Raw genomic sequence first — 25,711 nt, 5'->3', positions numbered from 1 at the left:
GGTGGTGCCGGGGGTCAGCTGACGGTCCACTGCTGGTTGGTGCCGCCGTTGCAGGTCCAGATGTCCAGCTGGGTGCCGTTGGCGGTGTTCGAGCCGGGTACGTCGAGGCACTTGTTCGCCGCGGCGTTGATCAGCTGCTTCCCGCTGACGGTCCACTTCTGGGCGCTGGTGTTGTTGCAGTCCCACAGCTGCACCACGCTGCCGTCCGCGGTGCCGCTCGATGCGTCGTCCAGGCACTTGCCCAGCGCCTGGACAGTGCCGTCGCTGCCGACCGTCCACTGCTGGGCGCCGGAGCCGTTGCAGTCGTAGAGCTGCACATGGGTTCCGTTGGCCGTGGCGGAGTTGGCGATGTCCACGCACTTGCCCGCCAGGCCCGTGATGGCGTGTGCGCCGCCGCCGGTGGACTGGCCGTAGACCTCCAGTTCGTAGATGCGGGCCGCGGTGTTGCCGCCGGTGTTGCTGGGCGCGGAGATCGCCAGCCGGACGTAGCGGGCCTGCCGCGGGGTGACGGTGTTGTAGGTGCGGCTGGAGCGGTTTCCCGTGACCGTCGCCGCGGTGGTCCAGGTGCTGTTGTCTGTGCTGGTCTGGATCTGGAAGGCACCGGTGTTCCAGCTGGTGTTCTCGCCGCCGAGACCCGCGTGCTTGACCACGAAGGACCCCACGGTCTGGGCCGATCCGAGGTCGACGGTCAGCGTCGGATTCGCCGCCAGCGAGCACCACTTGCTGTTGTTCTTCAGCGAGTTGTCGACCGCCTTGTCAGCGGACTCCGCCGTCGCGCACGCGGCGGACGAGGTGACCGCCTTGCCCTGGGCGAGGTTGGTGCCCAGGCTCGGTGCGGTCGGCACCGGGGTGGCCCCGTCCTGGAAGGACGGCGGCACGTCCGCCGCGCCGGTGCCCCAACTGCTGCTCGGCGTGCCGCCCATGGTGTAGTCGAGGGTGCCGCCGCCGGCGATGTCCGGGTAGCGCAGGAAGTTGTGGCTGGTGGCGGTGCCGTTGACCTTCAGGCCCTGCACGTAGCCGCCGCTGCCCGCGGAGTTGATGGTGATGTTGCCGCCGGGGCGCTGCAGCAGCACCGACGGGAACTGCGGGCCGTTGACGGCCAGCGTGTCCGCGCCGGGGGTCGCCGGGTACATCCCCAGCGCCGCCCACACGTACCAGGCGGAGGTCGCGCCGAGGTCGTCGTTGCCGGGCAGGCCGCCGGCGCCGGTGGTGAACGACTCGGTCATCACCTTGTGCACCGCGTCCGCGGTGCCCGCAGGGTCGCGGGCGAAGTTGTACGCCCACGGCACGCCGTGCTCCGGCTCGTTGCCGATGTAGTAGTAGGGCAGCGACTGGCCGGCGTTGACCTGTGTGAAGTGGTGGTCAAGCCGCTGTGCGGCGGTGCTGGGGCCGCCCATGGCGTTGATCAGGTCGGCGAAGTCGTACGGCACCATCCAGGTGTACTGCGCCGCGTTGCCCTCGGTGAAGTTGCTCTGGCTGGCCGGGTCGAGCGGCCACGACCAGCTGCCGTCGGAGTTGCGCGGCTGCACGTAGCCCGACTCGGTGCTGAAGGTGTTCCGCCACCACTGGGCGCGGGTCATGTGCGTGGTGTAGCTGGAGGTGTTGCCGAGCGCCTTGGCGAACTGCGCCACCGCGAAGTCCGACGCGCTGTACTCCAGCGAGTCCGAGGGCTCGCTCAGGAAGTGCTGGCTGGTGTACGCGCCCTGGTTGCCGCGGATCGGCGAGCCCTGCGCCGTGCCGCCGTTGGAGGCCTTCTCCATCAGGGACAGCGCCGCCGCGGTGTCGAAGTCCCGTACCCCGAAGGCGTACATGCTGCTGACGATGATCGGCCCCGGGTCGCCGGTCATCACGAAGTCCTCGTTGGTCTGCTGCGACCACTTGGGCAGCAGGCCGCCCTGCTGGCCGTCCAGCACCATCGACTTGGCGATGTCGGCCGCCTCCGTCGGCGCGATCAGCGCGACCAGTGCGGCCCAGGAGCGGTAGATGTCCCAGCCGGAGTAGTTCTGGTAGACGGGCCGGGACGAGTTGTGCACCGCGCCGTCGAAGCCCCGGTAGTCGCCGTTGACGTCACTGGAGATGTTCGGGCTCTGGAAGACGTGGTAGAGCGCCGTGTAGAACTTCTTCAGGTCCGCGGTCGCGCCCCCGGTGACCTGGGCCCGGTTGAGTATCGAGTTCCAGGACGTGTCGGCCGCGGTGCGGGTCGCGTTGAAGTCCCAGCCGTTGTTCTCCGAGGTCAGGTTGGCTTGCGCGCCCGCCACGCTGACGTAGCTCAGGCCGATCTTGGTCTGCACGGTCTGGCTGCCGGTGGTGTTGAAGGTGACGTACGCACCGGTGTTGGTGCCCGAGGTGCTGGTGGAGCCGGCCGAGACCGTACCGCCGTTCCAGGTGCCGAAGGCGGACGGGGCGCGGTCGAAGCGGATGTCGAAGTAGATCTGGTAGGTCTTCGACGAGCCGCAGAAGCCGCCGGCGGTGACGCTGCCGGTCACCTCGGAGCCGCTGATCTTCACCGAGCCGCTGCGGTTGCCTGTGGCGCTGCGGCTGGTGTTGATCAGCAGGCCGGCGCTGGTGGTCGAGGGGTAGGTCAGCCGGGCCATGCCGGTGCGGGTGGTGGCCGTCAGCTCCACGCCGGTGCCGTACTTGTCCAGCCGGTTCTTGTAGTAGCCGGGCGCGGCGGACTCGTTGGACTTGGTGTACGCCGAGGCGTAGCTCGTCCAGTTGCTCCCGGGGGAGGTGCCGACCGCGCCGGTGATGGGCATCAGCGGCAGGTCTTCGTTGTTGGGACAGCCGGCACCGTCGAAGTGGGTGAGGCTGAAGTCCTCGATGGAGCCGTCGGAGTAGCGGTAGCCGGACGGCGAGGCGGTCGGCGTGTCGGGGCTGAACTGCACGCCGCCGAAGGGCGTCACCGCCCCCGGGTAGGTGCTGCCGCCGGCGCCGCCGCCGACCGGGTTGGGCGCGTTGCTGTCGTCCGAGCCGACGAACGGGTCGACGTACTGCGTGAGGTTGGCGGTGGCGGCGTGGGCCGGGGCCGAGGCGAGGCCGCCGACGCCGAGAACGGCCAGGAACAGGGCGCTGACAGCGCCCGCGGTTCTGCTGCGGAGCACGGGAGGGAGCACAGAGGACCACCTTCTCGCGGAGGCGGCAGGCCGTGGGATGACGCACGGCGAGCGCCTCGGGGCACGGGGGGGATGTTCACACCAGAGATGTGAACGTTACCAAGCGAATCAGCATCTTGATGTGTACCTGATGTGTTGTCAAGGGATCGCGCGTGGACCGGAATTCCGGTCCCGCCCGCCCACCGGAGCGCTTCACGCGGCCTCGTGCGCAATGTATTGACAGGCCGTCAGGACGCCAGCAGAATCCCCTAACGTTTGCGAACGTTACCAACGCACCGCGTGATACGACGCTGGGAGACAGCCGATGGCACAACCACTCCTGGAAGCCAGGGGCCTGACCAAGCGGTTCGGTCACGTCCGGGCACTCCAGGAAGCCGACTTCACCGCCTACCCGGGCGAGGTCGTCGCCCTGATAGGCGACAACGGCGCCGGCAAGAGCAGCCTCGTCAAGACCCTGTCAGGCACCATGCGACCCGACAGCGGCGTGATCCTGGTCGACGGCGCCCCCGTCGAGCTGGCCAGCCCGCTCGACGCCAGGCGGCACGGCATCGAGACCGTCTACCAGGACCTCGCCCTCGCCCCCGACCTCGACGCCGCCGCCAACCTGCACCTGGGTCGCGAGCTCCACCGCGGCGGCCTGCTCGGCCGGCTGGGCGTCCTCGACCACGCCGCGATGCGCCGCTCCGCCGTCACCGCCTTCGCCGAACTCGGCGTCGACCTCCAGGACGTCGGCGCCCCGGTCGCCACGCTGTCCGGCGGGCAGCGCCAGTCGGTCGCCGTGGCGCGGGCGGTGGCCTTCGCCAACCGGATCATCTTCATGGACGAGCCGACCGCGGCCCTCGGCGTCGTCCAGCGCGGCCGGGTGCTCGACACCGTCAGACGCGTCCGCGACCGCGGCATCTGCGTGGTGCTGATCAGCCACAACATGCCCGAGGTACTGTCCGTCGCCGACCGGGTCGAGGTGCTGCGGCTCGGCCGCAGGGTGGCGCGCTTCACCGCCGCCGACACCAGCGTCGAGGAACTGGTCGGCGCGATGACCGGCGCCCTGGACGCCGGCACCGACCCGGACCCCGGCACCGACCCGGACGCCCCCACCGGCGGCCCCGGTCCCGGCTCCGTCGCCCCACGAAAGGACGGCGCAGCATGACCGCCCAGGCCCCCGTGAAGGACCGGCAGCAGCAGAGCGCCGGCAGGCCCGCCGTACCCTCCTGGCTGCGCCGGCTCGCCGCCGCCAACGAGGCATGGACCTTCGGCGTGCTCGCGCTGCTCGTCGCCTTCTTCACCGCTGCCAGGCCCAGCACCTTCCTGACCCGCTACGACATCACGCAGATCGCCACCAACGCGGCCATCTACCTGGTGCTCGGCGTCGGCATGACCTACGTGATCATCGTCGCCGGCATCGACCTGTCCGTCGGCTCGGTGCTGGTGCTGTCCGCCGTCCTGTCCGCCGAGTACACCATCCACCACGGCGGAGCCGCCTCCGGCTGGGGCACCATCGCGGTCAGCACCCTCATCGCGCTGGCCACCGGCCTGGTGTGGGGCGCCCTCCAGGGCTGGCTGGTCGCCAAGGCCAAGGTCCCTCCGCTGATCGTCACCCTCGGCGGCTTCGGCGCCGCGCTGGGCGCCGCCCAGATCATCACCGGCGGCCAGGACCCGGCCGGCGCGGTGTCCGGCAAGCTCCAGCGCAGCATCGGCTTCGGCAAGCTCTTCGGCCAGATCCCCTGGCTGGTCGTCATCGCGTTCTGCGCCACCCTGGTCTTCGGCCTCGTCCTCGCCTTCACCCGCTTCGGCCGCTACACCTACGCCATCGGCTCCAACCCCGAGGCCGCCCGCCGGGTCGGCGTCAACGTCGACGCCCACCTGGTCAAGGTCTACGCCCTGGTGGGCCTGCTGTCGGGACTCGGCAGCGTGATGTGGCTCGCCTACTTCGGCACCACCTCCATCGCGGGCCACTCCACCGACAACCTCAAGGTCATCACCGCCGTCGTGCTCGGCGGCGCCAGCCTCTTCGGCGGGCGCGGATCCGTACTCGGCACGGTCATCGGCGTCTTCATCCCCGCGGTGCTCAGCACCGGTCTGATCATCATGGGCGTCCAGCAGTACTGGCAGGACGTGGCCATCGGCGTCGTCCTGGTCGCCGCCGTCTACCTGGACCAGTTCCGCAGACGCGGCAGAGACCGCGGCTGACCGCGGCCGGTCCGCTGACCGCGACCGACCCGCTGTCCGCGGCCGGCCCGCCGACGGCGGCCGGCCCGCCGTCGCAACCCTCCACCGCCCTCCACCGAAAGGCCCTCCGCCATGCGCCCGACCAGCAGGACCAGAAGATCGACGGCATTCGCCGGATGCTGCGCCGTCCTCGCCCTGACCGCCGCGACCACCGCCGGATGCGGCGGCGACTCCGGCGGCTCAGGCTCGAAGTCCCTCGACCTCATCACCGGCGTGAAAAGCGACCCCTTCTACATCACCATGACCTGCGCGGCCCAGCAGGAGGCCAAGAAGCGCGGCGTCAAACTCACCGTCAACGGCTCCGCCCAGTGGGACGTCGCCGTGCAGCGCCCGATCATCGACTCGGTCGCCGCCACCCACCCCGGCGGCCTGCTGATCTCCCCGGTCGACACCGCGGCACTGACCCCCTCGCTCCAGCAGATACAGAACGCGGGCACCAAGGTCGTCCTGGTCGACACCGAGGTCACCGACACCTCCATCGGGGTCTCGCGGATATCGTCCGACAACGAGGCCGGCGGCAGGACCGCGGCGAAGTCCCTCGCCCAGCTGATGGGCGACAAGGGCTCGGCGATCGTGATCAGCGTCAAGCCCGGCGTGTCCACCACCGACGCGCGTATCAAGGGCTTCACCGAGGAGATGAAGGCCCACCCCGGCATCACCCTGCTCCCGGTGCTCTACGACAACGACCTGCCCGCGACCGCCGCCTCGCAGATCCAGTCCACCCTGGCCGCGCACCCCGACCTCGGCGGTGTCTTCGCGGGCAACACCAACACCGCCCAGGGCATTGCCACCGGACTCCAGGCCGCGGGCAAGCAGGGCAAGGTGAAGGTCGCCGCCTTCGACGCGGAGCCCGACGAGATCACCGCGCTCACCAACGGCACCCTGGACGTCCTGGTCGCCCAGGACCCCGGCGCCATCGGGAGGCAGGGCGTCGACCAGGCGCTGGCCGCGATCGACAAGAAGAAGGTCACCGCCAGGATCGGCACCGACATGGTCGCCATCACCAAGGCGAACATGGACCAGCCCGACATCAAGAAGTTCTTCTACCAAGCCGCCTGCTGATCAGGGGGAGCCCGGTCGCGTGATCAGGGGGGAGCCCGGTCGCGCCCGGAACCCGCCTGCCATCATCGACGCACGAGCCGGCCGGCCGCCGGTCACCGCCTTTCCCGCGGTCACCGGCCGGGCCGGCCGGTACAGCGACGAGGAGGCCCGTGAAACCCCCCACGATGAAGGACGTGGCCCGCGCAGCCGGGGTCAGTCCCATGACCGTCTCCCGGGTGGTGTCGGGCGAAGCGGGCGTCGCCCCCGAGACCGCCGCCCGGGTCGGCCAGGCGGTGCGCAAGCTCGGCTACCAGCGCAACGACAACGCCCGCAGCCTGCGCCAGAAGAACCTCGGCACCTCCACCATCGGCCTGGTCGTGGACGATCTGGCCAACCCCTTCTACGCCCTGATGGCCCGTTCCGTGGAGGACGAGGCGCACCGACGCGGCCACGTCGTGCTGGTCGGCAGCACCAACGACGAACCGCGGCGCGAACGCGAGGTGATCGCGGCCTTCACCGCCCGCCAGGTGGACGGCCTGATCATCGTCCCCACCATCGGCAGCCACGGATTCCTCAAACGCCCGATGGACGCCGGCACCCAGGTGGTGTGCGTCGACCGCCCCGCCAAGGGCCTGGCCGTCGACACCGTCACCGTCGACAACCGTGCCGCGGCCGGACGGGCCGTCACCCACCTGCTGGGCCACGGCCACACCCGGATCGCCTACCTCGGCGACCGCTACGACATCTGGACCCAGGCCGAGCGCTACGCCGGCTACCTCGACGCGCTCGCCGCCCACGGCATACCGGAGGACCCGGCCCTGGTCCGGCACGAGTTGCGCTCCCACCCGCAGGCCCGCGACGCGCTGGCCGTGCTGCGCACCCTGCCCGACCCGCCGACCGCGCTCTTCACCAGCAACGACCTGATCACCCTCGGCGTCCTCGACGGCCTCGACCACCCCGCGCCGATGGCCCTGGTCGGCTTCGACGACCTTCCGCTCGGCGAACGGCTCACCCCGCCGCTGACCGTGGTCAGCCAGGACCCGGTCGCGCTCGGCGGGACCGCGGCCAACCTGCTTTTCTCCCGTATCGCGGGGGACCGTTCCGCGCCGCGGTCGGTGGTGCTGCTCACCCGCTTCGTCGTCCGCGCCTCGGGCGAGTTCCGTACGGCGGCAGGCTGACCGCTCCGGCGGCCGGCAAGGTCGGCAGGGTCGCCTGACCGCAAGTCGGCGCGGCCGGCGGTCTGCCGAACCGGCGGGGGCGCACGATGGGGGCGCATTTTGCGCCGGCGTGCGCGAGGCGCGTGCACCGGCGCGCAGGCGGACAGACGGATATGGGGACAGGGCGGACAGGGCGGACAGGCGGGCGGCGGGAGCGTCAGCCCGGGATCCAGGAGAAGGTGTCCGGGTCGAACCCGGTGCGCTCACCCCGGTCGAGCGCGGTGATCGCCGCCATGTCGTCCGGGCTGAGCTCGAAGTCGAAGAGCCGGGAATTCTCCTCGATCCGGGCCCGCGTCACCGACTTGGGGAAGACGATGTCACCTCGCTGGACGTGCCAGCGCAGCGTGACCTGCGCGGGAGAGCGCTCCACCCGCTCGGCGATCGCGGTGATCACCGGGTCGTCCAGCACCTTGCCCTGCGCGATCGGCGAATAGGCCTCGATCGTGATGCCGTGGGCGTTACAGAAGGCGCGGACCTCGTCCTGCGCCAGATACGGGTTCACCTCGATCTGGTTGACCGCGGGGACGGTGTCGGTCTCCGCGAGCACCCGCTCCAGGTGCGCCCGGGTGAAGTTGGAGACCCCGACGGCCCTGGTACGGCCGGAGCGGCCCATCTCCTCCACCGCCTTCCAGGTCTCCACGTAGTCGCTGACCGTGGGCAGCGGCCAGTGGATCAGGAAGAGGTCCACGTAATCGATGTCCAGGTCGGCCAGGGTGCGGTCGAAGGCCGTGAGCGCGTCGTCGCGGGCGTGGAAGCCGTTGTTGAGCTTGCTGGTGACGAACACCTCGCCGCGCGGCAGCCCGGAGTCCCTGACGGCCTGCCCGACCTCCTTCTCATTGCCGTACATCTCCGCGGTGTCGATGTGCCGGTAGCCGATCTCCAGGGCGGTGCGCACCGCTTCCCGGGTGTTCTCCGGCTCGATCTGGAAGGTCCCGAAGCCCAGTTGGGGAATCGAGATGCCGTTGTTGAGCGTGACGTCGGGAATCTGGGTCATGGGTTCTTCCCCTTGCTCTCCTTGGCTGTCCGTGCGTGGTCGTGTCCCTGCCGCCCGGGCGGCAGGCGCGGCGCGGCAACCGCCGTCCTCGGCCCCGCGGCCGGAGTGCGCCCCCTCACCCACCGTAAGGGTGGTCCGCGCGATCGTCCTGCGGGCAGCCCCGGGGCAGCCCCGGGGCAGCCCCGGGGCAGCGCGGGCACCGGTGCCCCGCACTCTCCGGAGAGCGCTCTCACGGCACGCGGCGACCCGATACGCTGTGGCCTGCCCGGCCGTCGGCCCGCCGTCCGCACCGGTCCGCGCTTCCCGTATGTGCTCGTGCCGGCCCGCGTTCCGCCCTGCGTGCCGTCCCGTGTCCCGCCGTGCGAAGGAGACATCCCGTTGCCCGTGCCGCCCCCCGCCCCACGACCCACGCTCGAAGCCGTCGCGGCCAGGGCCGGGGTGTCGCGAGCCACCGTGTCACGGGTGGTCAACGGGGGAGCGGGGGTGCGCGGCCCGCTCGCGGAAAGGGTGCGGGCAGCGGTGGCCGAGCTCGGCTACATACCCAACCAGGCCGCCAGGACCCTGGTCACCCGGCGCAACGGCGCCATCGCGGTGGTCGTCGCGGAACCGGAGTCCCGGTTCTTCACCGACCCCTTCTTCGCCCAGCAGGTGCGCGGCATCAGCCGGGAGCTGGCCGCCCATGACAACCAGCTGGTGCTGCTGCTCACCGGGGGTGCGGCGGACCACGACCGGGTCGGCCGCTACCTGACCGGCGGGCACGTGGACGGCGCGCTGATCTTCTCGCTGCACGCCGACGACTCGCTTCCGGTGCTCGCCCGCAAGGCCGGCGTGCCCACCGTGATCGGCGGCCGCCCCACCTGGCCGGACCCCGACGCCCGGCGCCGCACCCTCTACGTCGACTGCGACAACCGCGGCGGCGCCCGGGACGCGGTACGCCGCCTGGTCGGGCTGGGACGCCGCCGGATCGTGCACATCGCGGGCCCGCTCGACCAGCCCGCCTCGGTGGACCGGCTCGACGGCTTCCGCGACGTGCTGCCCGGCATCGGCCCGGCGATGATCGCCGAGGGCGACTTCACCCCGGAAGGCGGCGCCCGGGCCATGGAGCAGCTGCTGGAGCGCTCTCCCGACCTCGACGGGGTCTTCGCCGCCTCCGACGTGATGGCCTCCGGCGCGCTGCGGGTGCTGCGGGCCCGCGGGCGGCGGGTGCCTGACGACGTGGCGGTGGTCGGCTTCGACGACATGGTGTCGGTGGCGGAGTGGACCGACCCGCCGCTCACCACCGTCAGGCAGGACATCGAGGAGATGGGCCGGCTGATGGCCCAGCTGCTGCTGCACGCCCTGGAGCCGACGTCCGACCCTGACGGTGTGCCCGCGATGTCCTCGATCATCACCCCCACCCGGTTGGTGGTCCGCGCCTCCGCGTGAGCCGGCCGCGGCCGTCGCGGACGCGGCGGGGCCCGGTTTCAGCGCGCCCCCCGCCCGGCGGCGCGCGATGATCGGAGGATGAGGCGTAGCGGCCACGAGACGGGCGTGCCCGAACTCGAACCCGAGGTGTTCGACAGCGCCATCGTTCCCATCGCGATCACCGCGGGCAGCGAGCACCTGCTCGTGTACTACAACGACGCCTTCCGCGAGCTCTTCGGCCTGCGCACCCTGGGCGCCCCGGCCGCCCGGGCCTTCGACGCCGCCGAGGCCGCACCCTTCGTCGCCATGCTGGACGCGGTCTTCCGCGACCGCACCGCACGCCAGGTGACCTCGCCCCGCGCCACGGGCGACAGCATGATCGGGGCCCCGGGTGTCCGGCACTTCGTCTACAGCTGCTCGCCCGTGGTGTCCCGGCACGGCCCAGGGGTGCTCGCGGTGGCCATCGACACCACCGCCCAGGTGGCGGCCACGGAACGCGCCGAGCTGCTGTCCGAGCAGCAGAACCAGGCGCTGCAGCGCTACGAGGCGCTGATGTCCGCGGTCAGCCAGATCGTCTGGCTGATGCAGCCCACCGGCGAGATCCAGGAGCTGGTCGGCGGCTTCGAGGAGTTCACGGGCATCCCGTGGCGGCCGGTGATCGACCAGGACTGGCTGTCCGCGGTCCACCCGCACGACCGCAGCCGGCTGGTGCACACCTGGCGGGAGGCGGCCGAGGACACCCCGTCGATGTTCGTGTGCACCTTCCGCATGCGCACCGCGTCCGGCATCTACCGCCACGTGCAGTCCAGGGCGGTGCCCATCGTGCGGGCCGGGGCCATCGCCGAGTGGATCGGCGCCACCGCGGACGTGGAGGACCAGTGGCGCAACCGGCTGCGCGAGCAGCTGCTGGCCAGGGTCGCCACCGTGGTCTCGGCGAACGACGTGCCGCAGGCCTTCGCGGCCGTCACGAGCGCAGTGGTGCCGGAGCTGACCGACGTCTGCGCCGTCTTCCTGCTGCCGTCGGCGGGCCTGCCGGGCGAGGGCAGCACCTTGACCGCCACCCGGATCGCCGCCACGGCCCGCGAGGGACTGCCCCCGCTGCCGCCGCTGAGCGGTGAGCCGCGGCCGGTCGGCCCCATCGCCCGGCAGGTCGTCGAGAGCCGCCGCCCCAGGCTGTTCACCTTCCCCGCGGGCGAGCCTCCCGCGGGGGTGCTGCCGGACCTGTCCGCGGCATGGCTGCGGGCGGCCCGTGCCACCAGCATCACCCTGGTGCCGATAGTGATCGACACCGCGGTCGTCGCCTTCGCCGTCGCCGCGGGCTGCGCGGACGGCCCGCCGCCGGCCCCCGCCGACCTCCAGATGCTCGGCGAGGTGCTCAACGAGGTGCGGGACCCGCTGCGGCAGGCCATGGAGTTGCAGCGCACCCGGCACACCGCGCTCACCCTCCAGCGCGCCCTGCTCACGCCCACCCCCCGGGTGCCGGGCGCCGAACTCGCCGCGCACTACCAGCCGGCGAGCAAGACCGTGGAGATCGGCGGCGACTGGTACGACTCGCTGCTGCTGCCGGACGGCTCGGTCACCCTCAGCATCGGCGACATCGCGGGCCACGACCTGGAGGCGGCCACCTCGATGAGCCAGCTGCGCAGCATGCTGCGGGTCATCGCCTACGACAGGTCGCCCCGCAACACCCCGTCGGAGAGCCTGGCCAGGCTCGACCGGGTGGTCGAGGGGCTCGACATCGCGCCACTGGTCACCGCCGTGCACGCACGGCTGGAGCCGCGGCCCGGCGGCGGCTGGCACGCGGCCTGGTGCAACGCCGGGCATCCGCCGCCGCTGCTGCTGCCCGCCGCGGGGCCGGCGCGCTTCCTCGACGGCGGGGAGCCCGAGCTGCCGCTGTGCGTGGCGCCCTGGACGGCCCGCAGCACCTGGCACTGCGAGTTGCACGTCGGCGACACCATGCTGCTCTACACCGACGGGCTGATCGAGGTGCCGGGCACCGACCTGACCGAGGGCATGGCCGCGCTGGCCGCCCACGCAGAGGAGGCCCGCGCGCAGGGCATGCCGCTGGCGGCGCTGTGTGCCCGGCTGCTGGCGGCGGCCGCTGACCGGCGCGACGACGCGGCGGTGATCGGCTTCCGGCCGGTCCAGCGCGACCGGGTACGCCTCGACCGCCCTGCCTGACGGCCACCACCGGCCCCGGCGCAGCCTCTGACGGCCACCACCGGCCCCGGCGCAGCCTCTGACGGCCGCCACGGCCCCGGCTCAGGCCAGGACCGTCGCCCACCGGCCCCGGCTCAGGCCAGGACCGTCGCCCACCGGCCCCGGCTCAGGCCAGGACCGGCGCCCACCGGGCCATGGCACAGCCCTGACGGCTGCCAGCCGGCCCGGCTCAGGCCAGGACGGGCGCCACCGGCCCCGGCTCAGGCCCGGACCGCCATCAGCAGGCCCAGGGTGATCATCGTGCAGGCGATGGCGATGTCGAGCACCCGCCAGGAACCGGGCCGGGAGAAGGGCCGCTCCAGCAGCCGGGCGCCGAAGCCGAGCCCGCTGAACCACATGACGCTGCCGAGCGCCGCCCCCGCGCCGAAGGGCCAGCGCGCCCCGCCGTAGCCGCCCGAAACCGAGCCGAGCAGCAGCACGGTGTCGAGGTAGACGTGGGGGTTGAGCCAGGTCATCGCCAGGCAGGTCAGCACCGCGGCGCGCAGCGAGCCCCCCGCCCCGCCGCCGGCCTCGAGCCGCTCGGGCCGCAGCGCGCGGCGGGCGGCCAGCAGGCCGTACGCCACCAGGAAGGCGCCGCCGATCCAGCCGGTCACGGTGACCGCGGACGGCCAGGCCCTGATCACCGATCCGACCCCGCCGACACCCACCGCGATCAGTACGGCGTCGGACAGCGCGCAGATCGCGACCACGGCGGCGACGTGCTCGCGGCGGATGCCCTGGCGGAGCACGAAGGCATTCTGCGCGCCGATCGCCACGATGAGCGACAGGCCGGTGCCGAGGCCGGCGAGGGCCGCGAGGAGTGCGGTGGTCATGGGCCGAGGTTAGAAAGCACGGCTCCTTCAGTCCAGCTAATGTTTCTTAGCTAACATTAGTACTTGTGATGATGACCGGGCTGCCGCTCGACCAGGTGCGCACCTTGCTCGCCGCCGTCGACGAGGGCACTTTCGAGGCTGCGGCGGAGGCGCTCCATGTGACGGCGTCCGCGGTCAGCCAGCGGGTCAAGGCGCTGGAGCAGCGCACGGGCCGGGTCCTGCTGCTGCGCTCCAAGCCGGTACGGCTGACCGCCTCCGGCGAGATCGTGGCGCGGTTCGGCCGGCAGCTGGCCCGGCTGGAGCAGGACGCCGTCGCGGAACTGGGCCTGAGCGAGGCGGCGGGGCCGCCGACGCTGTCGGTGGGGGTCAACGCGGACTCGCTCGCCACCTGGTTCCTGCCCGCGCTCGCCGAGACCGTGCGCACCGTCGACGTCTGCTTCGACCTGCACCGCGACGACCAGGACCACACCGCGCTGCTGCTGCGCCAGGGCCGGGTGATGGCCGCCGTCACCTCCTCGCCCGAGCCCGTGCAGGGCTGCTCGGTACGCCCGCTCGGCCGGATGGTCTACCGGGCCTTCGCGACCCCGGCCTTCGCGGCCCGCCACCTCGCGGGCGGGCCGCTGGCGGAGCTGCTGCCCGCCGCGCCCGTGGTGCTCTTCGACCGCAAGGACGACATCCAGGACGGCTTCCTGCGCCGCATCGCCCCCGGCCGCCTCGTGCCGGGACGGCCCCGGCACTACGTCCCGGCGTCCGAGTCCTTCGTGGGCGCCGTGGTCGCGGGTCTCGGCTGGGGCATGCTCCCCGACGCCCAGGCCGCCCCGCACCGCGCCGCGGGCACCCTGGTCGACCTCGCCGCGGGGGACACCATGGACGTCCCGCTCTACTGGCAGCAGTGGAAGCTCGACTCGCCGCCGCTGGCCGCCCTGGCCGCGGCGGTGGCCCGCACCGCGGCCGCCGCCCTGTCGCAGGACCCGCAGGTCAGGACCAGGTCATCGTGAGGGTGCGCTCGAAGTCGACGTAGCCGGCGCGCGCGAAGGCGCGGGCCATCGGCGTGTTGCCCAGGTCGGTGGACGCCCGGATGCGGGGGGCGCCGTCGGCGGCCAGCAGCCGGGTGCCCTCGGCCAGCAGGTCGTCGATCAGGCCCTTGCCGCGATGGGCGGGGAGCACGGCGATGTAGGCGATGATCGGGTTGTAGTCGTTGCGGGCCGGGATGACGAAACCGGCGGGGGAGCCGTCGGGCAGGGTCGCGACCTGCCACCACTCGCGCGGGCTGGTGAAGCGGCCGAGCTCGTCGTCGTGGTGCGCGGTCGCCGCCTCGCGGGCCGTCATGGTGGCCAGGTCGGCGCGGCTGTGGGCGTCGAGCGTGCCGTCCAGCGCCGCGGTCATCAGGTCGATGACCTCCTCGGTGCCGGCCATCGGCCGGAAGGCCAGCCGGGTGCTCGGCGCGGGGACCGGGGTGCCGGGCCGCCACTCCAGCCGCAGCCGCTCCACGAAGAGCCGGGCGCCGGTCCGCTCCAGGACGGCCATCCGGTCCTCGACGGCCTGCCTGGTCGCGGCGACGTCCCGCCAGTCGGGCGGGACGAAGCGGTTGTACTCGGGCGGCCGGGAGCCTGCCGGGAGGACCTGGGCCATGGCGGTGCGCACCAGGTGCTCGGCGACGTCCAGCAGGGCGCCGTCCCCGGCACCGTCGTCGATGTCGAGGACGTCGAGGTAGAGCGGGGTGTCCTCGCCCGCGCGGCCCCACCAGGCCACCCGGGCCAGCAGGCGGTCGCCGCGCAGTGCGACCCACATCCAGCCGGGGCGGCGGCGGCCGCCTGCCAGGTCGTCCGCGAACTCGTGGTCCAGGACATAGGGAAGCCGTGAGAAGAGGCCCAGCTCCTCGGGCCCGGTGATCGGGCGGACGGTCAGGTCGTCGGGTACCGGTGTCAAGCTGTGCGCTCCGCGGGGAAGAGGTGTCGGTTCGTCCGCGGCAGTCAACACCGGAAGCATCCTGGGCGCGAGGCCTTTTCCGCCGCCCGGCGAGCCGCTATTCCCCCATCGCCCCCGGTGTGGTGAAGTCCGGGCTCGAGTAGCCGGGGGCGGAGAATCCGGCCTCGTCGGGGACGAGGTCGTCGGCGTCCTCCGCCTCGTAGTCGGGGCCTTCGAAGGGCGGGACGACGTAGTCCGGCGGGGTGTAGTCGCCGATCGCGGAGTCGGGTCCTGAGAAGTCCGGGCTGGAGAAGTCGGGGCTGGAGAAACCGGGCGAGAAGTCCGGCTCCTCCTTCGGGGGCTGCGATGCGTCGCTCATGCCGTCTCCTCCGTACGGGCGGCGGCGCGCGGAATGAATCCGGGGGCGCCGCCGTTGTGATGCGTGCACAACAAGTATGCCGAGCGCACGAAGAGAAAGGCGCCTCCCATGAAAGTACGCAATTCACTGCGGTCGCTGAAGAACCGCCCGGGCGCCCAGATCGTGCGCCGGCGCGGCAAGGTCTACGTGATCAACCGCAAGGACCCGCGTTCCAAGGCCCGCCAGGGCTGACCCGGTACGGCGGCTGTGCGGCCCGGCCCCGGCGTACGCGCCGGGGTCTTCGGCTGCCGCGGCATCGCACCGGCATGTGGCGCCGGTGCGATGCCGGAAGGCCCCCTGACCGCCGCGGCCGCGCGCCGGGTGTTCGGCGCGCGACATCGCTGGCGGGGGTCGGTACGGGTCTCCGCAGCGCCCCGGGACACCGCGGACCCCCGGCTCCTGGAACGGCCGTTGATCTTGCCGCCTCCACTATGCCGTGCCGGGGCGGTTGGGGTCCAGACCACCTGAAGTGAATGTTGGGAATACCGCGCACACCGCGCGGACATCAGCCGTCCTCGTCCGCGGCACCTGTACCGATCCGGCGCAGCTGCGCCCGCGTCACCGCGGGCGGGCTGTCCTGGGGGACCCGCGCCGTGCGCAGCCCGGCCAGCTGGATGTCCAGATGCCGCCGCCACGCGTCCGGTACGACGGCGCCGCTGGTCTCGACGATGCCGCGCAGCCCCCAGATCAGCGCCATGATGTCGCCCAGCTCGACGCCGCCCGCCACCCGGCCCGACTCCTGCGCCTGGACCAGCAGTTCTGCGATCCGGTCGCGCAGCAGCTCGACGCAGGACACCTTCGAGTGGCCGACCAGCTTGTCGGCGTAGCCGCGGTGCTCGCTGAGCGAGCGGCCGATGACCCGCAGGAAGGTCTCGAGGCCTGAACCGTCGGGCAGCGCCAGGGCGCGCCGCGCCACTTCGGTGAGTTCGCGCAGCATCTGCCCGGCGATCTCGTCGACCAGCGCCTCCTTGTTGGGGAAGCGCCGGTAGACCGTGCCGACGCCGACCCCGGCGCGCGAGGCGATCAGCTCCATGCTGGCGTCGGTGCCGAACTCCGACAGCACCTCGCGCGCCGCCTGCACCACCAGCTGGTGGTTGCGTACGGCGTCCCGCCGCAGCGGCCGGGCGGGCGGGTCCTGGCTCTCAGGAGCCGGCACCGGACCCGGTGCCGGCTCCGCTTCCTCCGGGCGTGCGTGTCCTGTCATCGTCACTCGCTCACTCCCGCCGGGTCCCCGCCGCCCCGCAGCTCATTCCGGCTTGTCACCCACGACGGTACCGCCGGGGACCAGCGCCAGCTCCGGGTGCTGCGGCTCGTCGGCGAAATCGATCGTGCGGGTGCGCCGCGTGACCGGGATCAGCGTCGCCGCGACGGCCGCGACCACCATTGCCGCGCCCAGCATGGCGAACCCGTGGGTGTAGCCGGCCTCCCGCGGCAGGCCGTCCGCGGCCGGGCTCGCGGTGACCACGCTGGCCATCAGCGCCGCGCCGATGGATCCGCCGATGGTGCGGATGTTGGCGTTCATGCCGCTGGCCACACCGGTCTGCGCGGCCGGGACCGCGCTGACGATGAGGCTGGACATCGCGGCGAAGGTCAGTCCGAAGCCGGCGCCCATGACAGCGGTGGCCACGTACAGCTCCCAGGTGCTGGTGTGCGCGAAGGCCAGCAGCGCCATCGAGACGGCGCCGATCAGCGAGCCCATCAGGACGACCTTCTTGCCGCCGATGCGGTTGGCCAGGCCGTTGGCGCCGAGGCCGACCAGGAACATCATCACCGACATCGGCAGCAGGATCAGCCCGGACTGGGTGATGCTCGCGCCGAAGCCGTAGCCGGTGGACTTCGGGGTCTGCACGAATTCAGGCAGGAAGGCGAAGACCGCGTACATTCCGACGCCGACCAGCAGCGCCACCAGGTTGTTGGTCCACACCGCGGGGCGGGCCATCATCTTCATGTCGATCAGCGGCGTCGCCGCCCGCAGCTCGACCAGCACCCAGCCCACGGCGAGCACCACGGCGGCGGCGATCAGGCCGAGTACCTTGCCCGAGCCCCAGCCCCAGGCCGGAGCCTCACTGAGCGCGACGAGCAGCGCCACCAGCCAGGCCGACAGCAGGATCGCGGGCGCCCAGCTGATCCGGCCGGCCGTTCGCACCGGCGACTCGGGGACGAAGAAGTGCGCCGCGATCGCCGACACCAGGGTCAGGATCATCGGCAGCCAGAACAGCCAGTGGTAGTCGAGCGCGTTGACGATCGGCCCCGCGAGCACGATGCCCAGGCCGCCGCCGACCGCGAGGATGGAGGCGATCAGGCCGACCGCCTGGTTCAGCTTCTCGCGCGGGAACTCGTCGCGGATGATGCCGAAGGCCAGCGGCAGGACACCGCCGCCGATGCCCTGGATCGCACGGGCGATGATCATCACCTGGACGTTGGTGGCCAGCGCCGCGAGCAGCGATCCGGCGGCCAGCGCGCCGAGCGTCGCGACGAAGACGCGTTCCTTGCCGATCATGTCGCCGACCCGGCCCATGATCGGCGTGAATATCGAGGCCGACAGCAGATAGGCGGTCAGCACCCAGGTCACGGTGTTCTGGTCGGTGTGCAGGTCGGCCTGGATCGTCGGCAGCACCGGGGTGACCAGGGACTGGAGCAGCGCGTACGCGGTCACACCCGCCGCAAGGACCGCGAACGTGACCTGGTGGTGTGTGCGCCGGGTCTCGGACGCCATGGAACTCCTTCACAAGATGAAACGGAACGATCATTCCGGAACCCCAGGATAAGGGTTCAGGAATGACGATTCCGTTTCATGACGATGAGGGAAACCGCACACCTGGCACGGGAATTTTCCTGGCGCCCGCGCACGCCGCCGGTGACCTGGGGCTTCGGGCCTGGTTGCGGAAGTGCTGTCCCGTGAAGCTGTGGGAGCGCTCCCATGGTGTCACGCGCCGCCACGGCCGCCCTCCGGCGCAGATCGACCGGCCTATCCTGGCCGGGTGTTCTCACCCGAGGGACCCACCGTGCGCGAGCTGGCCGTCCAGGCGCTGTCCTCCGTCGACCGCGGCTACGACCTGCTCGCCCCGACCTTCGACCACACGCCCTTCCGCACCCCCGACCGCTTCCTCGACGCGACCGCCACCGCCCTCGCCCCGCTCGGCCCCTTCGACGCCGGGCTCGACCTGTGCTGCGGCACGGGCGCCGGCCTGCGGGTGCTGGCCCCGCTGTGCCGCGAGCGGCTGACCGGCGTCGACTTCAGCGCCGGAATGCTGGAGCGGGCCCGCGCCGCCGCGGCGCCCGGCGGCGGCCCGCGACCGCAGTGGGTGCGCGCCGACGCCCGCGCACTGCCCTTCGAGGCGGCCTTCGACCTGGTGGTGAGCTTCGGCGCCTTCGGGCACTTCCTGCCCGCCGAGCGTCCCGGGCTGTTCACCCAGGTGCGCAGGGCGCTGCGGCCCGGCGGCCTGTTCGCCTTCCCGATCGGCGCGCCGCCGCCGGTCGCCTCGCCCTGGTACTGGGCCGCGGCCGGCTTCGACGGCGTGATGCGGGTGCGCAACGCGGTGCGGCGGCCGCCCTTCGTCATGTACTACCGCACCTTCCCGCCGTCCGCCGTGCGCCGCGACCTCGCGGCGGCCGGCTTCGACGTGGCGCTCACCGCGCTCGACGAATTCGGCCGCCGCCGGGACGGCAGCCCGCGGGCCGGCCTGATGCTGGCCCGCAGGACCTGAAGGGCCGGCGGGCGCGGGTGTGCCCCTTCGTCCGGGCCGGCCGTCCCCGTCAGCAGCCGCCGTCCGCGATCACGTAGTAGTCGGGGCCGGTCTCCTTCAGCGTGTGCGTCGTGAACACGTTCCACAGGCCCATGTTCTGGCCGGAGCCGTCCGCGTAGGTGTACCCGCCGCTCTGGTGGGCACGGCCCGCCGCCACCTGGCTGTAGTTGCTGGCGGTGAAGCACTGCCCGGACCCGCCGCCGCCCGACCCGGTCGTGGTCGCGCCGACCGCGGTGGACGCGGGTCCCGCGGTGCCCGAGGAGTCGACGGCGGCGACGGTGTAGCTGTACGCCGTGCCCGCGGCCAGCCCGGTGTCGGTGTACGACGACGACGTCGGCGAGCCGACCTGCATGCCGCCGCGGAAGACCCGGTAGGAGGCCGCGCCGGAGACCGCGGTCCAGCTCAGCGACACGCTGCTGCCCGTGGTGCCGGACACGGCGAGCCCGGTTGGCGCGGGCAGCGCGCCGCCGCCACCGCCACCCGGCGGGGTCGAGCCGTCCAGGCCCCAGAACCTGGCGGTGTAGTAGCTGGAGCAGATGGTGTCCAGGTAGTACGAGCCCGCGGTGCCGCACTGCTCGGCGCCGGAACCCGGGTCCACCGCGAGGCCGTGCCCCATGCCGGCGATCTGGTAGAGCTGCACCGCCGGCGCGCCCGACGGGTCGTCGTAGACGCTGAGGGTCGTGCCGCCCGGCAGGGACTGCGTGGACGACGCGGTCTGCCCGATGCCCCACACGTTCGTCCACTGGTCGCGCAGCTCGGTGGCGTTGACCGGCTGGACGGTGGTGTCCGAGGCGCCCTGCCAGATCGCCACCCGCGGCCAGGGGCCGGCGTAGCCGGGATCGGAGGCCCGCACCTTGTCGCCGAGCTGGGCGGGTGTCAGGTTGAGGCTCCCGTACTGGCAGGTGGAGGCGGCCGCCTGCGAGGTGGCGCACTGGGCGGGCAGCCCGGAGTCCACGGAGCCGCCGGCGAAGATGTCCGGATAGTCGGCGAGCAGGTCGGCGGTCATGCCGCCGCCCGCGGACAGCCCGGTGACGTAGACCCGGTCGCCGTCCGAGCCGTACTGGGTGACCGCGTGCGACACCATCGAGACGACCGAGGCCGCCTCCCCCTTGCCGCGGGAGTCCTTGGCGGGGTCGAACCAGCTGAAGCAGGACAGCGCGTTGTTGGACGCGCTCGTCTGCGGCAGTACCAGGGCGAAGCCCCACAGGTCGGCGTACTTCTGCCAGCCCGAGTGGGAGAAGTAGTCGCTCGCGGACTGCCCGCAGCCGTGCAGCGCGACCACCACGGGCGCCCCTGCCGGCAGCCCGGCGGGCGCGTACTCGTACATCGCGAGGCTGCCCGGGTTCGAGCCGAAGGACGTGACCTGGGTCAGGCCGGCCGCGGTGGCGGGCGCGGCGCCCGCGACCGCGCCGAGGCAGGCGGCGACCAGCGCGAGTACGCCCAGCACCGCGGTGGAGATCCGGCGGCGGACGGTGCCCGGCCCTGGGGCGGGGCGGGGGAGCGGAGAGCTGTTCATGGCGCACTCCTCATGGGGGGATCCTTGTGGCGTTGGACGGTAGGACCGCGCTGTGCCGGCAGACACGTGACGGACCGCCATGCCGGTGCGGCGGAAGTGGCGGGCACGGCCATTGCGCGGCCGCCGTGCGCCGGAGGCGTGCCGGGCCCCTGGCGCCCTGCCCGCGTGCAGCCGCACCGGTGGCCGCGACATGGCTGCGGTCCCCACCCCGGGCCGGGGAAGTATGGGCGCAGGACACGTGTGCGCTGTGCCGCAACCTTCCTAGCGTGGCCGCCATGGAGAGCACTCAGCGCCCGGGCCCCGGCCGGGGCCCCGCGGCACCGCCGGCCGCCGCCACCGTCGCGGGACCGGCCGGCGGGCTGTTCCTCACCGGCCGCACCGCCCTGGTCACCGGGGCCGCCGCCGGGATCGGCCGCGCCTGCGCGGTGGCGCTCGCGGCGGCCGGCGCGAACGTCTACGTCGTCGACAGGGACGCGGCCGGTGCCAAGGACGCGGCGGCGGAGACCGGCGGGACCTGTGTGGTCGCCGACCTCTCCGACCCCGGAGCCGTCGACGCGCTGCCCGCAGACGCCGACATCGTCGTCAACAACGCGGGCCTCCAGCACGTCGCGCCCGTGCACGAATTCCCGCCGGAGCGCTTCACGCTGATCCAGCGGGTGATGGTCGAGGCGCCCTTCCGCATCCTGCGCAGGAGCCTGCCGCACATGTACGCCGGAGGCTGGGGCCGGGTGGTCAACATCTCCTCGGTGCACGGCCTGCGCGCCAGCCCCTACAAGTCCGCCTACGTCGTCGCCAAGCACGGGCTCGAAGGGCTCAGCAAGACCGTCGCCCTGGAGGGCGCGGAGTTCGGCGTGACCAGCAACTGCATCAGCCCCGGCTACGTCCGCACCCGGCTGGTCGAGGACCAGATCGCCACGCAGGCGCTCGCGCACGGCATCCCGGAGGCCGACGTCGTCGCCCAGGTGATGCTGGACCGCACCGCCATCAAGCGGCTCATCGAGCCCGCCGAGGTCGCGGCCGCCGCGCTGTGGCTGTGCTCGCCGCACACCGGTTACGTCACCGGCACCTCGCTGCCGCTGGACGGCGGCTGGACCGCGCACTGACCCCTCGTGAGGCCGGGACGTGCGCGTTCCCGTGCGGCCCGAGCTCTGGGACGCCGCGCGGCAAGGTGATTGGATGACCGCTCATGGCAGACAGCCCCGCCCCGATCGCCCGCCCGCTGAGCCGGCTGCTCGAACTCATCGCCGAGGACGCGCCCGCGGAGGCGTACGGCGCGCTCGCCGCGCGGGCCAGGGCCGGCGGTGCGAGCGCCGCCGACCTGGCCGAGCTGGAGCAGGCCACCGCGACGGCCCTGCGGGTCCGCGGGATCCTGCGCCAGCACCGGCGCCGGGAGACCGAGCTGGCCGCGCTCTTCGACACCGCGGGCGACCTCGCGGCGCTGCGCGACCTGGACGCCGTCCTGCAGTCGATCGTCCGCAGGGCGCGGATGCTGCTCGGCACCGACACCGCCTACCTCACCCTGCGCGACGACGAGGCCGGCGACACCTACATGCGGGTCACCGACGGCTCGGTCTCGCCGCTCTTCCAGAACCTGCGGCTCAGCTACGGCGACGGGCTCGGCGGACTCGTCGCCCAGACCGCCCGCCCCTACGCCACCCCCGACTACCGCACCGACGAGCGGTTCCGGCACACCGGCTCCATCGACGAGGGGGTACTCGACGAGGGCCTGGTCGGCATCCTCGGAGTGCCGCTGCTGCTCGGCGCCCGGGGCGGCGGACCCGGCGGTCCCGGCGGGGGTGGACAGGGCGGCGGACCCGGCGGCGGCACCGCGGGCGGAGGCGACGTGATCGGCGTGCTCTTCGCCGCCGACCGCACCCCGCGGCCCTTCTCGCCCGACGAGGTCGCGCTCCTGTGCTCGCTGGCCGCGCACGCCGCCATCGCCATCGACACCGCGCGGGCCATCACCGACCTCGCGCAAGCCGGAGCCGTCATCCGGGAGCACGCGGCCGCGATGCAGCGCGCGGAGGAGGCCCACGACCGGCTCACCGACCTGGTGCTGCGCGGCGGCGACCTGTCCGAGGTGGCCGGGGCCGTCGCGGGCCTGCTCGACGGCGCCATCACCATCCACGACCCGGAAGGCCGCACCCTCGCCGCTGTCGGCCGCGGCGGCGGCCCCTTCGAGGACGTACCGCCGCCGGCCCCCGTGGACCCCGCCACAGGTGGGGGCGAGCCGCCCGCACCCACCGCCCGCGCCGAGCACCGCGACGGGCGCTGGACCTGCGCGGTCCTCGCAGGACAGGAGCTGCTGGGCAGCATGGTGCTGCACGGGCGCGGCCGGCTCGACGACTCCGACCGGCGGCTCTTCGAACGGGCCGGCGTCGTCACCGCACTCCTGCTGCTGCTCAGCCGCTCGGTCGCCGAGACCGAGAACCGGGTGCGCGGCGAGCTGATCACCGACCTGCTGACCGCGCCGGGGCGCGACCCCGTCGGCCTGGTGGTACGCGGCAGGCGGCTCGGCATCGACCTCAGCCGGCCGTGCCTGGTGCTGGTCGCGCAGGGCCCGGCCGGCTCCCACGACCGGCTGGCCGCCACCGCGGGCCGCTATCTCTTCGGCAGCGACGGCATCAGCGCGGAGCGCTCGGGCACGGTGGTGCTGCTGCTGCCGCACGACGGTGCCGCGCCGGGCGCGGCGGCCAGGGCCGCGGCGGCCCGGCTCAGCCAGCTGACCGGCACCCCCGTCACGGTCGCCGCGGCCGGCCCCGCGTCCGGGCCGCAGGCCCTCGCCGACGCGCACGCGGAAGCGGTGCGGTGCCTGCGCGCGCTGTGCGCGCTCGGCCGGGTGGGGGACGGGGCGGGGGCGGCCGAACTCGGCTTCCTCGGGGTGCTGCTGGGCAGCGGGCGCGACGTCACGTCCTTCGTCGGCGCGACGCTCGGGCCGCTGCTCGCCTACGACGCCAAGCGGGGGACGGAGCTGGTGCGCACGCTCGGCGCGTACTTCGCCTGCGGGGGGACGCTGACCCGCACCAAGGACGAGCTGCATCTGCACGTGAACACCGTGGTGCAGCGGCTGGACCGGATCCAGGCACTGCTCGGGCCCGACTGGAACGAGCCGGAGCGCGCGCTCGAACTCCAGCTTGCGCTGCGGCTGCACATGCTGGCGGCGCCGTCCTGAGAGCCGTACCGCGATCGCCGGGCGGGGTCCCCTGCGTCGATTCGGGCACGGCCCGCCACCGGGTCGAAGGCCACGGTCCGGCGCACGCGGGGACGGGCGGCGGTCAGGCGAAGGTGCGGGCCAGATGGCGGGCGAGCACGGCAGGGGAGGGGCGGGGGAAGCGCGCGGAGATGTGGGCGTCGGGGCGGACCACGACGGCTTCCGGCGGCCGGGCGCCGTACCGGCGGCGGAATTCGCCGTCGCGGTCGTGGACGCGCGGCACCCCGAGCCCGTCGCCGGGCGCACCGGGCGCCAGCACGGCGAAGACGTTGAGGCGTCCGTGCGCGGCCTCCCGCGCCGCCGTCGCGCAGGCCCGCAGCTCCTCGGCCGAAGACCCCGCGTCGGCGTACAGCAGCAGCGTGTGGTGCGGGCTGCGCAGCAGGTCGAACAGCCGCACCGGATAAGCGGCGATGTCCCCCGTGAGCCCCCGGCAGTCAGGCGCGCGATCGCCCGGCCGCGGCTCGGGGCCGCCGGGGTCGGGGTCGACCAGCGGGCTGTCCCGGTAGCCGATCAGCAGCTGCGCCTCGCGCAGCACCACAAGGCCGATCTCCTCCGGCGCCTGCCTGCCCTCTCCGGGGCGCGGGAAGGTCCGCCTGACGACGTCCTCGCCGACCGGGTGCCGCTCGGCGTGGTAGCTGGCCGGCAGCCCGTCCGCGGCCACGCCGTGGATGGCGAGGGCCAGCTTCCAGGCAAGGTTGTAGGCGTCCTGCACTCCGGTGTTCATGCCCTGCGCGCCGGTCGGCGGGTGGACGTGCGCCGCGTCGCCCGCGAGGAAGACCCGGCCGGCTCCGTAGCGCTCCGCCAGCCGGCGGCCGGTCCTGAAGACGGACGACCAGCGCAGCGACCGCGCCGTGGTGGGCTGCGGCGACAGCCGGTCGAGCATCGCCTGCACGTGCCGCAGCTCCGGGGCGCGGTCGGACTCCACACCGTGCGCCGCCTCCGCACCCGGCGGGTCGTGCGCCGCCGACAGCTCGGGCGGGACCGGCATCGTCATCCGGTAGCGGCGCCGGCCGGGCAGCGGTACGCACACCAGCAGGTCGTCGGCGCCGCCGCCCCGGCGCAGGGAGCGGACGGCGTAACCGGACGGCAGATCCCAGTCCACCTCGACATCGCCGAGCATGTGCTCCTCCGGGAGTGCGTCGCCCTCGAAGGAGAGCCCGAGCTCCCGCCGGGTACGGCTGTGCCCACCGTCGCAGCCGATCGCGTAGCGGCACTCGACCGTCTCGGTGCCGCCGGCGGTGCGGAGCCGGGCGCGCACCGTGCCGGAGTCCTGTTCGAGGCCGAGCAGTTCCGTGCCGCGCTCGACCCGGCCGCCGTACGCCTCCAGGTGCACGGTCAGCAGCCGCTCGGTCGCGTCCTGCGGCAGCGCGGCGAAGCCGTAGGGCACGTCGGGCGGCAGCGTGAGGTCGACGCGCGGCTCCGGCTTCCTGCCGACGTAGCCGAGCACGCCGTGGAGCGGCACCGCGGCGTCGAGGACGTCGCGCACCAGGCCCATCGCGTCCCACACCTCGAGGGTGCGCGGCCGCAGACCGACAGCCCTCGCGTACGGCTGGGGCTGTGCGAGCCGGTCCACGATGCGGCAGTCGACGCCGCGACGGTGCAGCTCCAGGGCCGCGGTCAGCCCGACAGGGCCCGCCCCCACCACCAGTACCTCGGTGTCGCCCATGATCACTCCCCGGCGTCGGGACGGTGCGCCCCCGCACCGCTCGTACACCCCGCCCATCCAGCCTGCGCCCGGCCACGCCGGGTCGCATCTCCTTGCGCCCGGACGCAACCGACAGGCCTGTCCGCGCATCAGATATAAATGGGCCTTCGCGTCGGCGGCACGGCCGCCTCGACGCGTTCCATGGGTGGGGACCGATGTCTCGGGGGGTTGTGTCATGAG

20 protein-coding genes are annotated in these 25,711 nt (G+C 73.2%); 11 read left to right on the top strand and 9 right to left on the bottom strand.

Annotated elements, in window-relative coordinates:
* Positions 1 to 14: 14 nt before the first annotated feature.
* The gene (locus tag ACGFMP_RS10055; protein ID WP_393671556.1) at positions 15 to 3,101 is read right to left on the bottom strand and encodes a GH92 family glycosyl hydrolase; all 3,087 of its coding nucleotides are present in this window, start codon (positions 3,099 to 3,101) and stop codon (positions 15 to 17) included.
* A 316-nt stretch (positions 3,102 to 3,417) separates the two neighbouring features.
* Here ACGFMP_RS10055 and ACGFMP_RS10050 point away from each other — a divergent pair, with 316 nt between their 5' ends.
* From ACGFMP_RS10050 to ACGFMP_RS10035, 4 genes are all read left to right on the top strand, one after another.
* The gene (locus ACGFMP_RS10050; protein ID WP_393671555.1) at positions 3,418 to 4,260 is read left to right on the top strand and encodes an ATP-binding cassette domain-containing protein; all 843 of its coding nucleotides are present in this window, start codon (positions 3,418 to 3,420) and stop codon (positions 4,258 to 4,260) included.
* On the top strand, positions 4,257 to 5,300 hold the full coding sequence (locus tag ACGFMP_RS10045) for an ABC transporter permease (protein WP_393671553.1): 1,044 nt from the start codon (positions 4,257 to 4,259) through the stop codon (positions 5,298 to 5,300). Before ACGFMP_RS10050 ends, ACGFMP_RS10045 begins: the two co-directional genes overlap by 4 nt.
* 111 nt (positions 5,301 to 5,411) lie before the next feature.
* Complete coding sequence (locus ACGFMP_RS10040; protein ID WP_393671551.1) at positions 5,412 to 6,401, top strand: ABC transporter substrate-binding protein; 990 nt, start codon at positions 5,412 to 5,414, stop codon at positions 6,399 to 6,401.
* 149 nt (positions 6,402 to 6,550) lie between these two features.
* The gene (locus tag ACGFMP_RS10035; RefSeq protein ID WP_393671549.1) at positions 6,551 to 7,558 is read left to right on the top strand and encodes a LacI family DNA-binding transcriptional regulator; all 1,008 of its coding nucleotides are present in this window, start codon (positions 6,551 to 6,553) and stop codon (positions 7,556 to 7,558) included.
* 196 nt (positions 7,559 to 7,754) lie between these two features.
* On the opposite strand, the gene ACGFMP_RS10030 is transcribed toward ACGFMP_RS10035, so the two are convergent.
* Positions 7,755 to 8,591: an aldo/keto reductase gene (locus ACGFMP_RS10030; RefSeq protein WP_393671548.1), complete on the bottom strand. Its 837-nt coding sequence runs from the start codon at positions 8,589 to 8,591 to the stop codon at positions 7,755 to 7,757.
* 384 nt (positions 8,592 to 8,975) lie between these two features.
* Between ACGFMP_RS10030 and ACGFMP_RS10025 the strand changes: the two genes are divergently transcribed.
* Complete coding sequence (locus ACGFMP_RS10025) at positions 8,976 to 10,016, top strand: LacI family DNA-binding transcriptional regulator (RefSeq protein WP_393672127.1); 1,041 nt, start codon at positions 8,976 to 8,978, stop codon at positions 10,014 to 10,016.
* 78 nt (positions 10,017 to 10,094) lie between these two features.
* Positions 10,095 to 12,176: a SpoIIE family protein phosphatase gene (locus tag ACGFMP_RS10020; RefSeq protein ID WP_393671546.1), complete on the top strand. Its 2,082-nt coding sequence runs from the start codon at positions 10,095 to 10,097 to the stop codon at positions 12,174 to 12,176.
* Between the two features lie 239 nt (positions 12,177 to 12,415).
* Here ACGFMP_RS10020 and ACGFMP_RS10015 read toward each other — a convergent pair whose 3' ends face one another.
* Entirely contained in the window at positions 12,416 to 13,027 is a 612-nt protein-coding gene (locus ACGFMP_RS10015) for a LysE/ArgO family amino acid transporter (RefSeq protein WP_393671545.1), read from the bottom strand.
* Positions 13,028 to 13,095: 68 nt separating this feature from the next.
* Between ACGFMP_RS10015 and ACGFMP_RS10010 the strand changes: the two genes are divergently transcribed.
* Positions 13,096 to 14,025 (top strand): LysR family transcriptional regulator ArgP, encoded by a 930-nt coding sequence (locus ACGFMP_RS10010; protein ID WP_393672126.1) that lies wholly within the window; start codon positions 13,096 to 13,098, stop codon positions 14,023 to 14,025.
* On the opposite strand, the gene ACGFMP_RS10005 is transcribed toward ACGFMP_RS10010, so the two are convergent.
* A complete protein-coding gene (locus tag ACGFMP_RS10005; RefSeq protein WP_393671543.1) occupies positions 14,006 to 14,956 on the bottom strand; it encodes a GNAT family N-acetyltransferase in 951 nt (316 codons plus the stop codon). The two genes, ACGFMP_RS10010 and ACGFMP_RS10005, sit on opposite strands and share 20 nt — an antisense overlap.
* Before the next feature lie 97 nt (positions 14,957 to 15,053).
* Complete coding sequence (locus tag ACGFMP_RS10000; protein WP_393671541.1) at positions 15,054 to 15,314, bottom strand: hypothetical protein; 261 nt, start codon at positions 15,312 to 15,314, stop codon at positions 15,054 to 15,056.
* A gap of 108 nt (positions 15,315 to 15,422) precedes the next feature.
* On the opposite strand from ACGFMP_RS10000, the gene ykgO reads away from it, so the two are divergent.
* Positions 15,423 to 15,545: a type B 50S ribosomal protein L36 gene (gene ykgO, locus ACGFMP_RS09995; protein ID WP_033172643.1), complete on the top strand. Its 123-nt coding sequence runs from the start codon at positions 15,423 to 15,425 to the stop codon at positions 15,543 to 15,545.
* 313 nt (positions 15,546 to 15,858) lie between these two features.
* Here the strand turns inward: ykgO and ACGFMP_RS09990 are convergent, their stop codons facing one another.
* Complete coding sequence (locus ACGFMP_RS09990) at positions 15,859 to 16,557, bottom strand: TetR/AcrR family transcriptional regulator (protein WP_393671540.1); 699 nt, start codon at positions 16,555 to 16,557, stop codon at positions 15,859 to 15,861.
* A gap of 42 nt (positions 16,558 to 16,599) precedes the next feature.
* Positions 16,600 to 18,069, bottom strand: a complete 1,470-nt coding sequence (locus ACGFMP_RS09985; RefSeq protein ID WP_393671539.1) for an MFS transporter — start codon at positions 18,067 to 18,069, stop codon at positions 16,600 to 16,602.
* Positions 18,070 to 18,334: 265 nt separating this feature from the next.
* Here ACGFMP_RS09985 and ACGFMP_RS09980 point away from each other — a divergent pair, with 265 nt between their 5' ends.
* Entirely contained in the window at positions 18,335 to 19,060 is a 726-nt protein-coding gene (locus ACGFMP_RS09980; protein WP_393671538.1) for a class I SAM-dependent methyltransferase, read from the top strand.
* A gap of 49 nt (positions 19,061 to 19,109) precedes the next feature.
* On the opposite strand, the gene ACGFMP_RS09975 is transcribed toward ACGFMP_RS09980, so the two are convergent.
* On the bottom strand, positions 19,110 to 20,615 hold the full coding sequence (locus tag ACGFMP_RS09975; protein ID WP_393671537.1) for a PHB depolymerase family esterase: 1,506 nt from the start codon (positions 20,613 to 20,615) through the stop codon (positions 19,110 to 19,112).
* A gap of 275 nt (positions 20,616 to 20,890) precedes the next feature.
* On the opposite strand from ACGFMP_RS09975, the gene ACGFMP_RS09970 reads away from it, so the two are divergent.
* Both ACGFMP_RS09970 and ACGFMP_RS09965 read left to right on the top strand, forming a co-directional pair.
* Complete coding sequence (locus ACGFMP_RS09970; protein ID WP_393671536.1) at positions 20,891 to 21,718, top strand: 3-hydroxybutyrate dehydrogenase; 828 nt, start codon at positions 20,891 to 20,893, stop codon at positions 21,716 to 21,718.
* A gap of 83 nt (positions 21,719 to 21,801) precedes the next feature.
* Entirely contained in the window at positions 21,802 to 23,787 is a 1,986-nt protein-coding gene (locus ACGFMP_RS09965) for a helix-turn-helix domain-containing protein (protein ID WP_393671535.1), read from the top strand.
* A gap of 103 nt (positions 23,788 to 23,890) precedes the next feature.
* Here ACGFMP_RS09965 and ACGFMP_RS09960 read toward each other — a convergent pair whose 3' ends face one another.
* Positions 23,891 to 25,492: an FAD-dependent monooxygenase gene (locus ACGFMP_RS09960; protein ID WP_393671534.1), complete on the bottom strand. Its 1,602-nt coding sequence runs from the start codon at positions 25,490 to 25,492 to the stop codon at positions 23,891 to 23,893.
* Between the last annotated feature and the right edge of the window lie 219 nt (positions 25,493 to 25,711).

Origin of the sequence: Streptomyces sp. NPDC049040, assembly GCF_043197715.1 — a bacterium.
In the GTDB taxonomy this organism is placed as follows: domain Bacteria; phylum Actinomycetota; class Actinomycetes; order Streptomycetales; family Streptomycetaceae; genus Actinacidiphila.
Note: the sequence above shows the minus strand (reverse complement) of the source record. Positions and strands in the feature narration are given on the sequence as shown.

Coding starts and splice junctions, on each gene's coding strand:
- ACGFMP_RS10050 (WP_393671555.1), top strand. CDS start 3,418: ATGGCACAACCACTCCTGGAAGCCAGGGGCCTGACCAAGCGGTTCGGT.
- ACGFMP_RS10045 (WP_393671553.1), top strand. CDS start 4,257: ATGACCGCCCAGGCCCCCGTGAAGGACCGGCAGCAGCAGAGCGCCGGC.
- ACGFMP_RS10040 (WP_393671551.1), top strand. CDS start 5,412: ATGCGCCCGACCAGCAGGACCAGAAGATCGACGGCATTCGCCGGATGC.
- ACGFMP_RS10030 (WP_393671548.1), bottom strand. CDS start 8,591: ATGACCCAGATTCCCGACGTCACGCTCAACAACGGCATCTCGATTCCC.
- ACGFMP_RS10020 (WP_393671546.1), top strand. CDS start 10,095: ATGAGGCGTAGCGGCCACGAGACGGGCGTGCCCGAACTCGAACCCGAG.
- ACGFMP_RS10015 (WP_393671545.1), bottom strand. CDS start 13,027: ATGACCACCGCACTCCTCGCGGCCCTCGCCGGCCTCGGCACCGGCCTG.
- ACGFMP_RS10010 (WP_393672126.1), top strand. CDS start 13,096: ATGATGACCGGGCTGCCGCTCGACCAGGTGCGCACCTTGCTCGCCGCC.
- ACGFMP_RS10000 (WP_393671541.1), bottom strand. CDS start 15,314: ATGAGCGACGCATCGCAGCCCCCGAAGGAGGAGCCGGACTTCTCGCCC.
- ykgO (WP_033172643.1), top strand. CDS start 15,423: ATGAAAGTACGCAATTCACTGCGGTCGCTGAAGAACCGCCCGGGCGCC.
- ACGFMP_RS09990 (WP_393671540.1), bottom strand. CDS start 16,557: ATGACAGGACACGCACGCCCGGAGGAAGCGGAGCCGGCACCGGGTCCG.
- ACGFMP_RS09985 (WP_393671539.1), bottom strand. CDS start 18,069: ATGGCGTCCGAGACCCGGCGCACACACCACCAGGTCACGTTCGCGGTC.
- ACGFMP_RS09975 (WP_393671537.1), bottom strand. CDS start 20,615: ATGAACAGCTCTCCGCTCCCCCGCCCCGCCCCAGGGCCGGGCACCGTC.
- ACGFMP_RS09970 (WP_393671536.1), top strand. CDS start 20,891: ATGGAGAGCACTCAGCGCCCGGGCCCCGGCCGGGGCCCCGCGGCACCG.
- ACGFMP_RS09965 (WP_393671535.1), top strand. CDS start 21,802: ATGGCAGACAGCCCCGCCCCGATCGCCCGCCCGCTGAGCCGGCTGCTC.
- ACGFMP_RS09960 (WP_393671534.1), bottom strand. CDS start 25,492: ATGGGCGACACCGAGGTACTGGTGGTGGGGGCGGGCCCTGTCGGGCTG.